Source organism: Streptomyces sp. S6 (genome assembly GCF_054880855.1).
Genome location: NZ_JBTYMC010000255.1, coordinates 1 through 9,721, shown reverse-complemented (window position 1 = coordinate 9,721; position 9,721 = coordinate 1). Strand labels below are relative to the sequence as shown.

Annotated in this window: 9 protein-coding genes; 7 read left to right on the top strand and 2 right to left on the bottom strand. The window is 70.8% G+C overall.

Going from position 1 to position 9,721, the window contains the following annotated elements; genetic code table 11:
* From ACVNF4_RS27010 to ACVNF4_RS27000, 3 genes are all read left to right on the top strand, one after another.
* Positions 1–807: SCO0930 family lipoprotein (locus ACVNF4_RS27010; RefSeq protein WP_461805482.1), on the top strand; the 807-nt coding region annotated here is incomplete at its 5' end.
* Positions 808–1,017: 210 nt separating this feature from the next.
* Entirely contained in the window at positions 1,018–1,830 is an 813-nt protein-coding gene (locus tag ACVNF4_RS27005) for an SAM-dependent methyltransferase (RefSeq protein WP_461805481.1), read from the top strand.
* Positions 1,827–3,962 (top strand): putative bifunctional diguanylate cyclase/phosphodiesterase, encoded by a 2,136-nt coding sequence (locus tag ACVNF4_RS27000; protein ID WP_461805480.1) that lies wholly within the window; start codon positions 1,827–1,829, stop codon positions 3,960–3,962. Before ACVNF4_RS27005 ends, ACVNF4_RS27000 begins: the two co-directional genes overlap by 4 nt.
* Before the next feature lie 83 nt (positions 3,963–4,045).
* Here ACVNF4_RS27000 and ACVNF4_RS26995 read toward each other — a convergent pair whose 3' ends face one another.
* Positions 4,046–4,930 (bottom strand): LysR family transcriptional regulator, encoded by an 885-nt coding sequence (locus ACVNF4_RS26995; RefSeq protein WP_461805479.1) that lies wholly within the window; start codon positions 4,928–4,930, stop codon positions 4,046–4,048.
* Between the two features lie 121 nt (positions 4,931–5,051).
* On the opposite strand from ACVNF4_RS26995, the gene ACVNF4_RS26990 reads away from it, so the two are divergent.
* From ACVNF4_RS26990 to ACVNF4_RS26975, 4 genes are all read left to right on the top strand, one after another.
* Complete coding sequence (locus ACVNF4_RS26990; RefSeq protein ID WP_461805483.1) at positions 5,052–5,723, top strand: succinate dehydrogenase; 672 nt, start codon at positions 5,052–5,054, stop codon at positions 5,721–5,723.
* A gap of 2 nt (positions 5,724–5,725) precedes the next feature.
* Entirely contained in the window at positions 5,726–7,672 is a 1,947-nt protein-coding gene (locus ACVNF4_RS26985; protein WP_461805478.1) for a fumarate reductase/succinate dehydrogenase flavoprotein subunit, read from the top strand.
* The gene (locus ACVNF4_RS26980) at positions 7,669–8,418 is read left to right on the top strand and encodes a succinate dehydrogenase/fumarate reductase iron-sulfur subunit (protein WP_461805477.1); all 750 of its coding nucleotides are present in this window, start codon (positions 7,669–7,671) and stop codon (positions 8,416–8,418) included. The genes ACVNF4_RS26985 and ACVNF4_RS26980 overlap by 4 nt, the downstream gene beginning before the upstream one ends.
* A 210-nt stretch (positions 8,419–8,628) precedes the next feature.
* Positions 8,629–9,399: a GNAT family N-acetyltransferase gene (locus ACVNF4_RS26975; RefSeq protein WP_461805476.1), complete on the top strand. Its 771-nt coding sequence runs from the start codon at positions 8,629–8,631 to the stop codon at positions 9,397–9,399.
* Here the strand turns inward: ACVNF4_RS26975 and ACVNF4_RS26970 are convergent.
* Positions 9,353–9,721 (bottom strand): hypothetical protein (locus tag ACVNF4_RS26970; protein ID WP_461805475.1); only part of this gene is annotated, 369 nt, incomplete at its 5' end. The two genes, ACVNF4_RS26975 and ACVNF4_RS26970, sit on opposite strands and share 47 nt — an antisense overlap.

Here is a 9,721-nt window from a genome sequence, read left to right as displayed (position 1 = left end):
GGCACCGGCGCCGACGGCGGCACCCAGGCGCAGGGCGGCGCGGGCGAACTCGCCGTCGCCACGAACGCCGAACTCGGCAAGATCGTGACCGACAGCGGCGGCCGTACCCTCTACCGCTTCGACTCGGACACCGCCGAGCCCCCGAAATCCAACTGCAACGACGCCTGCGCGACCGCGTGGCCGCCGGTCGACGCCGCCGACGTCTCGGCCGGCGACGGCATCGACAAGTCCATCCTCGGCGAGGTCACCCGCGCCGACGGCAAGAAGCAGCTCACGGTCGATGGCTGGCCCGCGTACTACTACGCGAAGGACGCCAACCCCGGCGACACCACCGGCCAGAACGTCGGCAACAAGTGGTTCGCGCTGGCCCCCGACGGCAAGAAGGCCAAGTCGGGCGGCAGCGCCGGCGGCGGCTCGGGTGCCGCCGAGGCCGACCAGGCCGGCCTCTCCACCCGCAACGACCCGAAGCTCGGCGAGATCGTCGTCGACAAGAACGGCATGACGGTCTACCGCTTCCTCAAGGACAAGGCGTGGCCGAAGCCCGTCTCGAACTGCAAGGGCGCCTGCCTGGAGAAGTGGCCGATCGTCGCCCCGGTGGACTTCAAGGACACCAAGAACATCCCGCAGAAGGGGTACATGAAGTTCCTGCGGCCCGACAACAACGAGGAGCAGCAGACCCTCAACTGCTCCCCGATCTACACCTTCATCAACGACAAGAAGCCCGGTGACACCAACGGCCAGGGCGTCGGCGGCACCTGGTTCGCGGTGCGCCCCGACGGCAAGCTGGTCGGCGCTCCCAACAAGTAACCGCGCAGCCCTGTGTCCGCCCCCTCCGCGCCGTACGGAGGGGGCGGATTCGCGTACGCCCGGCGGCGCCACGGGAGTCGACGAAACCCACCGGAAATCCACACGTCTCGACCGGGAACGGACGCTCAATTTCCGTTTCCGCTCGTTCTTTTGGCGGGCGATCAGTAGCCTCAGCTCGAACACCGGACCGTCGGAAGCCTTGGAGTACTGATGCAGCGTCCCGCCTGGGCCCCGCGGAGCATCGACATCTCGGTGCCCAGCGTGGCGCGCATCAACGACTACTTCCTGGGCGGCTCGCACAACTTCGAGGCGGACCGGGCGGCGGCCCGCCGGGCGATGGAGGCGGTGCCCGGCCTGCCGAAGATCATGCAGGCCACCCGGGCGTTCATGCGCCGCGCCGTCCGGCACGCCGCCGCCGAGGGCGTCACCCAGTTCCTCGACATCGGCTCGGGCCTGCCCACCTCCGGCGGCGTCCACGAGGTGGCCCGCCGCGCCGTCCCCGACGCCCGCGTCGTCCACGTCGACCACGACGCGGTGGCCGTCGAACACACCAGGGCCGCCCTCGCCGGAGACCCCCGCGCCGACGCCGTCCTGGCCGACCTGCGCGATCCCGCATCCATCCTGACCAGCCCTCAGGTCCGCGACCTGCTGGACCTCCAGCGGCCGGTGGCCGTCCTGCTGATTGCGATACTGCACTTCGTGGACGACGAGGACGACCCCTACGGGGCGGTGGCGGCGCTGCGCGACGCGCTCGCGCCCGGCAGCGTGCTCGTCCTCACCCATGCCTCGTTCGAGGGAATCCCGCTGCCGCCCGAACGGACCGGCGGCGCGGTCGACGTGTACAAGGACATCCGCAACCCGCTGATCATGCGCTCGCAGGGCGAGATCGCGCGGTTCTTCGAGGGGTACGACATGGTGGAACCTGGACTGGTGCCGATGCCGCTGTGGCGGCCGGAGACGGCCCCGCAGGACGAGGATCCCTATGCCTTCTGCGGTTTCGCCGGCGTGGGGACCACGGCGTGACGGCCGTCCAGGACGGACCGGAGGACAGACTCCGCCGGTTCGCGACGATCTGGAGCCGCGCCGTCTACCCGGCCACCTCCACCCCCCTCACCCGACCGGAGTTCGAGGAACTCCTCCTCCCCCTGGCCAGGCGCCTGCGCACGGCCCTCCTCGCGCGCACCTTCGACGCCACCGAGGCGAAGGCGGTCGGCGGCGCCCTGGTCGGCGCGCACTGCACCGACCCCGAGGCCCTCGCGCAGGCCCTCGACTGCGTGGACGCCTACCTGGTGCTGTACTGCGGCGACGACGGCCCCGCCGAGGAACTCCGCACCCGCTGCTCCCGCCTCCAGCACGCGATGTCCGCCGGCTACGCGCACGCCCTGCGCGAGCGCACCCTCGCCGAACAGGAGGCCATCGCCCAGGCCGCCCTTCAGGCCCAGGGCGTCGTCGCCCAGGCCCTGCACGCCAGCGAGGCCCGCTTCCGCGCGGTCTTCGAGGGCGCCGCCATAGGCATCTGGATCGCCGACCTCGACGGCGCCGTCCTGGAGGTCAACGACGCCCTGACCCGCATGTTCGGCGGCTCCGAACAGGCCGTGCGCAGCCGCAACGTCAAGGACTGGACGCACGCCGAGGACGCCCCGCAGGTCTGGAGGCTGCACGAGGAACTGGTACGCGGCGACCGCGAGCACTACCACACCGAGAAGGCGTTCTACCGCCCCGACGGAACGGTCCTGTGGACCAACCTGACGGTGTCCCTGCTGCGCGACGCCGACGGCGCACCCCGCTACCAGCTCGCCCTCATGGAGGACACCACCGAGCGCCGCCTGCTGAACCTGCGGCTGCGCTACGAGGCCACCCACGACGCGCTCACCGGACTGCCCAACCGCACCCTGTTCTTCGAGCGCCTGGAGAAGATCGTCGGCGCCGGGGACGGCCGCCGCTACGGCCTGTGCTACCTCGACCTCGACGGCTTCAAGACCATCAACGACAGCCTCGGGCACGCCGCCGGCGACCGGCTCCTCGTCGAGATCGCCGACCGCCTCCAGTCCTGCGCGACGGCGCCCGGCGAGATGGTCGCCCGGCTCGGCGGCGACGAGTTCGTGGCGCTCACCACCGGCCCCGACTCCCCGCACGAGGCCGACGAACTCGCCGCCCGCATCATGAACGCCCTCGTCGCACCCGTCCGCATCGACGGCCGCGAGCTGACCGTGCGCGGCTCCATCGGCATCGTCGAAGGGCAGGCGGGGGAGCGCAGCGCCGCCGAGGTGCTGCGCAGCGCCGACATCACGATGTACCGGGCCAAGTCGGCGGGCGGCAACCGCTTCGAACTCGCCGACGCGGAGGCCGACGCCCGCGCCATCACCCGGCACGGCCTGACGACCGCGCTGCCGGCCGCCCTGGAGCGCGACGAGTTCTTCATCGAGTACCAGCCGATCGTCCGCCTGGAGGACGGCAGTGTCCGCGGCGCCGAGGCCCTCGTCCGCTGGCTGCACCCGCAGCACGGCGTCCTCGGCCCCGACCGGTTCATCCCCCTCGCCGAGCACACCGGCCTCATCGTGCCCCTCGGCCGCTGGGTCCTGGAGCAGTCGGTACGGCAGATCCGCGCCTTCCGGGACGCCTGCTCCGAGTGCTGGGCCCTGCGCATCAACGTCAACCTCTCACCGGTCCAGCTCAGCCACCCCGGCCTGGTCCAGGACACCGTCGAGATCCTCGAACGCGAGGGCGTGGGCCCCGAGGTCCTCTGCCTCGAAGTCACCGAGTCCGCCCTGATCGGCGCCGAGGACGACCTCCTGAAACCCCTGCGCCAACTCGCCGAGATGGGCGTCGACATCGCCCTCGACGACTTCGGCACCGGCTACTCCAACCTCGCCAACCTCCGCCGCCTCCCCGTGAACATCCTCAAGCTGGACCGTTCCTTCACCCAGGGCATGCAGCAGTTCCCGGCGGACCCGGTGGACCTGAAGATCGTCGAGGGCATCGTGACGATGGCGCACAGCCTGGACCTCGCGGTCACGGTGGAGGGGGTGGAGACGGGCGCTCAGGCGGAGCATCTGCGGCTGCTGGGGTGCGACACGGCGCAGGGCTGGTACTACGCGAGGCCGGGGCCGCCGGAGAAGCTGAGGGAGCTGGCGCTGCAGGACGCGTCGAGCTGAGGATCTTCAGGGGCGCGGGGCTGTATCTGATATGCGGCTCCGCCGCGTGAGCGCGACCAGCCACGACGGCGCCGCACCCGAAGTCATCTCTCCAGCAGCATGCGCTGAAGCTCCCGAGCCGCCCGAGGCGGAGCCACATCACTCCTGTGGGCCAGCGCGATGGTCCGATGCAACCCGGGCCGGGCCAAGGGCGTCACCCGCAACCCGTGCCCGGACCGCGCGGCGACCATCCGGGGCACGACGGCAACCCCCAACCCCGCCCGCACGAACCCCAGCACCGCATCCATCTCACCTCCCTCGACAGCGAACTCCGGCTCGAACCCGGCGGAGCGACACGCGGCCACCGTCAGCTCCCGCAGGTCGTACCCGTGCCGGAACATCACGAGCCGCTCCCCGGCGAGATCGGCGACCCGGACGGTCCGCTTGCCCCCACCGGGGCGGGGCACGTCCGGGGACGACACGACGACGAGGTCCTCCCGCAGCAGCTCGACGGTGGTCAGCGCGGGCGCCGGCGCCGGAAGGGGCAGGACGACGAGCGCCAGATCGAGCGCACCCCGGGCGAGTTCGCGGATGAGATCGTGCGAACCCCCCTCCTCGATGAGGAGCTGCACCCCCGGATACCGGTCGTGGAACGCGCGCAGCACATCCGGCAACAGCCCCGTGCACAGACTCGGCGTCGCCCCGAGCCGCACCCGCCCACCCCTCAACTGCACGAGTTCCCGCACCTCGTAGCGGGCGGTTTCGGCGTCCGCGAGGATCCGCCGGGCCAGCGGCAGCAGCGCCTCCCCGGCGTCCGTGAGGGTGATGTTGCCCCGGGCCCGAAGGAACAGATCGGCCCCCAGCTCCCGCTCCAGCGCCTTGATCTGTTGCGACAGCGAAGGCTGGGCGACGTGGACGGCCTCGGCGGCCCGGGTGAAGTGCCGGGTCTCCGCGACGGCGACGAAGTACTGGAGCTGCTGGAACTGCATACCCGCCACCATAGTCCGTGCCTATGGAATCAAGCCGGACCATGTCTTGGACCGATGGGCCGGAATCCGCCTAGCGTTCTGACTCATGGCTCTGGCAACGCGGACGGACCGACGGCCGTCGATGGCGCGCACCGTGTGGGACTCCTCCGTCGGCAAGAAGACCGTGATGGCCGTCAGCGGCCTGATCATGCTCGGGTACCTCGTCGTCCACATGCTCGGCAACCTGAAGATCTTCTTCGGGGCCGGCGAGTTCAACCACTACGCCCACTGGCTGCGCACGATCGGCGAGCCGTTCATGCACTACGAGTGGACGCTGTGGGTGATCCGCGTGGTGCTGGTCGCCGCCGTGGTCGCGCACGCCGTGTCCGCGTACCAGCTCAGCCGCCGGGACCTCAAGGCCCGCACCAGCAAGTACGTGCACGCCAGACGCCGGGCGAGCTACGCGACGCGCACCATGCGCTGGGGCGGGATCATCCTCGCCCTGTTCATCGTCTGGCACATCCTCGACCTGACGACCGGCACCGTGCACAGCGGCGGCTTCCAGGAGGGCAAGCCGTACCAGAACGTCGTCGGCACGTTCTCCACCTGGTACGGCAACGCCGTCTACATCACCGCGATGCTCGCCCTCGGCCTGCACGTCCGGCACGGCTTCTGGGCCGCCGCGCAGACCCTCGGCGTCGGCAGCCGCAGCCGGGACCGGTTCCTGAAGACCACGGCAGACGTTCTCGCAGTTCTGCTCACGGCCGGTTTCATCGCCGTCCCCGTGGGCGTGATGACCGGAGTGGTGAGCTGACCATGACTTTCGCCAACTACACGACCGGCGACCCGGTCGCCGACACCAAGGCGCCCTCCGGCCCCGTCGCCGACCGCTGGGACACCCGCCGCTTCGAGGCGAAGCTCGTCAACCCGGCCAACCGTCGGGGGCGCACCGTCATCGTCGTCGGCACCGGCCTCGCGGGCGGCTCCGCCGGGGCGACCCTCGCCGAACAGGGCTACCACGTCGTCCAGTTCTGCTACTCGGACTCCCCGCGCCGCGCCCACTCCATTGCCGCGCAGGGCGGGATCAACGCGGCGAAGAACTACCGGGGCGACGGCGACTCCGTCCACCGGCTGTTCTACGACACCGTCAAGGGCGGCGACTTCAGGGCCCGCGAGTCGAACGTGTACCGCCTCGCGCAGATCTCCGTGGAGATCATCGACCAGTGTGTCGCGCAGGGTGTGCCGTTCGCCCGCGAGTACGGGGGGCTCCTCGACACCCGGTCCTTCGGCGGCGTCCAGGTCTCCCGCACCTTCTACGCACGGGGGCAGACGGGGCAGCAGCTCCTGCTGGGGGCCTATCAGGCGCTCAGCAGGCAGATCGCCGCCGGGAACGTCGAGATGCACCCCCGCACCGAGATGCTCGACCTGATCGTGGTCGACGGGCGGGCGCGTGGGATCGTCGCCCGGGACCTGGTCACCGGGCGCGTGCGGACGTACTTCGCCGACGCCGTCGTCCTCGCCAGCGGCGGCTACGGGAACGTCTTCTACCTGTCGACGAACGCGATGAACTCCAACGCGACGGCCGTGTGGCGGGCGCACCGGCGGGGCGCGTACTTCGCGAACCCGTGCTTCACGCAGATCCACCCGACGTGCATCCCGCGCACCGGCGACCACCAGTCCAAACTGACCCTGATGAGCGAGTCGTTGCGCAACGACGGGCGGATCTGGGTGCCGAGGGCGAAGGGCGACACGCGGCCCGCGCACGAGATCCCCGAGGCCGAGCGGGACTACTACCTGGAGCGCATCTACCCCTCCTTCGGCAACCTCGTCCCCCGCGACATCGCCTCCCGCGCCGCGAAGAACGTGTGCGACGAGGGACGCGGCGTCGGACCGGGCGGACAGGGCGTCTACCTCGACTTCGCGGACGCGGTGAAACGCCTGGGACGCAAGGCCGTTGAGGCGAAGTACGGGAACCTCTTCGACATGTACCAGCGGATCACCGACGAGGATCCGTACGAGGTGCCGATGCGGATCTACCCGGCCGTGCACTACACGATGGGCGGACTGTGGGTCGACTACGACCTCCAGACGACCGTCCCCGGGCTGTTCGCGATCGGCGAGGCCAACTTCTCCGACCACGGGGCGAACCGGCTCGGCGCGTCCGCGCTGATGCAGGGCCTCGCGGACGGCTACTTCGTCCTCCCGGCCACCGTCAACGACTACCTCGCCCGCCACCCCCGCCAGGACGAGGTGACCGACGAACACCCCGTCGTCCAGGAGGTGTTGGCTCAGACCGAGGACCGGCTGAACCTGCTCCTCGCGGTCGACGGGGACCGCACCCCCGACTCCTTCCACCGCGAACTCGGGGAACTGATGTGGGAGTTCTGCGGGATGGCCCGCACGGACACCGGGCTGCGCAAGGCACTTGAGCGGATCCCGCAGATCCGCGAGGAGTTCTGGCGGCGGATCAAAGTCCCGGGCACCGGCGAGGAGTTCAACCAGTCGCTGGAGAAGGCCAACCGGATCGTCGACTACCTCGAACTCGCCGAGCTGATGTGCCTCGACGCGCTGCACCGCGCCGAGTCCTGCGGCGGGCACTTCCGCGAGGAGTCCCAGACCCCGGACGGTGAAGCGGCCCGCCGCGACGAGGAGTTCGCGTACGCGGCGGCCTGGGAGTTCACCGGGACCGGCGAGCCGCCCACCCTCCACAAGGAGGACCTCGTCTTCGAGTACGTCCACCCCACCCAGCGGAGCTACGCATGAGGCTCACCCTGCGCGTCTGGCGCCAGCGCGCCACCGACGCCGACGGCACCATGGCGACCTACGACGTCGACGGCATCTCGCCCGACATGTCGTTCCTGGAGATGCTCGACACCCTCAACGAGGAGCTGATCCTGCGCGGCGAGGACCCCGTCGCCTTCGACCACGACTGCCGCGAGGGCATCTGCGGCGCCTGCTCCCTCGTCATCAACGGCGACGCGCACGGCCCCGAGCGGACCACGACCTGCCAGCTCCACATGCGGTCCTTCCGGGACGGCGACACGATCGACGTGGAGCCCTGGCGTGCCGCCGCCTTCCCGGTGATCAAGGACCTCGTCGTCGACCGCTCCGCCTTCGACCGCATCATCCAGGCGGGCGGCTACATCACCGCCCCCACCGGCGCCGCCCCCGAGGCCCACGCCACCCCCGTCCCCAAACCCGACGCCGACTTCGCCTTCGAACACGCCGAGTGCATCGGCTGCGGGGCGTGCGTGGCGGCCTGCCCCAACGGCGCCGCGATGCTCTTCACCTCCGCCAAGATCAACCACCTCAACGTCCTCCCGCAGGGCGCACCCGAACGCGAGACCCGCGTCCTCGACATGGTCGCCCAGATGGACACCGAGGGCTTCGGCGGCTGCACCCTCACCGGCGAGTGCGCCACCGCCTGCCCCAAGGGGATCCCGCTCGTGTCCATCACCGCGATGAACAAGGAGTGGCTGCGGGCGACGCGGAAGTCCGCCAAGAGGTAAGCAGACGTTCGCCGGACAGTGGCGGACGGGCGGGACCGGGAGTGGTGCTCATCCCCGGTCCCGTCCAGCTTTCCCACCGACCGGCTCCGGCCGTTAAACAACCTCACATCTTTGCTCCCGCATGAGGTCACGTACACGCCAACCGGCGTCGGAAGAACAGTCCTCGACGGCACCGCTCGCCGTCGTTCGCCTGTGACTCGGGAGAGAGTTATGACCGGCGTTTCCACGCTCGACCGTCCCCAGCAGAACATCGCGCCGACGCGCTACACCGTGACCCTGGCGCGCGACGAGGAAGACGTACGGGCCGCCCAGCGGCTGCGGTACGAGGTGTTCGCGGGAGAGATGGGCGCCCTGCTCGGCGGGGTCGAACCGGGTCTCGACATCGACTCCTTCGACGCCTACTGCGACCACCTGATGGTCCGCGACACCGAGACCGGCCAGGTCGTCGGAACGTACCGGCTGCTGCCCCCGGAGCGCGCGGCCGTCGCCGGACGCCTGTACTCCGAGGGCGAGTTCGACCTGTCCGCGCTGGACGGGATCCGCACGAACCTCGTCGAGGTGGGCCGCTCCTGCGTGCACCCCGACCACCGCGACGGCGCCGTCATCTCGCTGATCTGGGCGGGCATCGCCCGCTACATGGTCGACCGGGGCCACGAGTGGCTGGCCGGCTGCTGCTCGGTGCCGCTCGCGGACGGCGGGAAGCTCGCCGCCGCGACCTGGGACCGCGTACAGGCGAAGAACCTCGCCCCCGAGGAGTTCCGGGTACAGCCCCTGCTGCCCTGGGTCCCCAAGGACCTCGCCACCCCGGAGCGCACCGAACTGCCCGCGCTGCTGCGCGGCTACATCCGGCTGGGCGCCTGGGTGTGCGGGGCGCCCGCGCACGACCCGGACTTCGGGGTCGCCGACCTTTACGTGCTGCTGTCGATGCGCAAGGTCAACGCCCGCTACCTGCGCCACTTCCTCTCCCTCGTCCCCTCCTGATGAGCGTCTGGCTGCCCACCGCGCCCTGCACCCCGAGGGCGTGCATCGAGACCGGGCGCTGTGCACGCGTGTGGGGTGCGCCGAGGCTGCTGGCCGTGGTCGCGCTGATGCTCGCCGGGGTGCTGGGCTCCTTCGTCGTCCGGTGGCTGCCGGGCGGCCTGGTGCGCGGCTGGGCGCGGAGCGTCGTGCGGGCCTCCGGAGTCCGGGTGCTGTTCTCCAGGGCCCGCTGGTAGCCGGTGCCCAGCCCCTCGGCGACCCCGCCCCCGACGCACACCAGGGCGATCGCCGGATCGATGGCCGTCAGCCAGCGGATCGCCTGCGC

What these genes read in the sequence shown, in the direction of transcription:
- ACVNF4_RS26980 (WP_461805477.1), top strand. Translation starts at nt 7,669, where the DNA reads ATGAGGCTCACCCTGCGCGTCTGGCGCCAGCGCGCCACCGACGCCGAC.
- ACVNF4_RS26975 (WP_461805476.1), top strand. Translation starts at nt 8,629, where the DNA reads ATGACCGGCGTTTCCACGCTCGACCGTCCCCAGCAGAACATCGCGCCG.
- ACVNF4_RS26990 (WP_461805483.1), top strand. Translation starts at nt 5,052, where the DNA reads ATGGCGCGCACCGTGTGGGACTCCTCCGTCGGCAAGAAGACCGTGATG.
- ACVNF4_RS26995 (WP_461805479.1), bottom strand. Translation starts at nt 4,930, where the DNA reads ATGCAGTTCCAGCAGCTCCAGTACTTCGTCGCCGTCGCGGAGACCCGG.
- ACVNF4_RS26985 (WP_461805478.1), top strand. Translation starts at nt 5,726, where the DNA reads ATGACTTTCGCCAACTACACGACCGGCGACCCGGTCGCCGACACCAAG.
- ACVNF4_RS27005 (WP_461805481.1), top strand. Translation starts at nt 1,018, where the DNA reads ATGCAGCGTCCCGCCTGGGCCCCGCGGAGCATCGACATCTCGGTGCCC.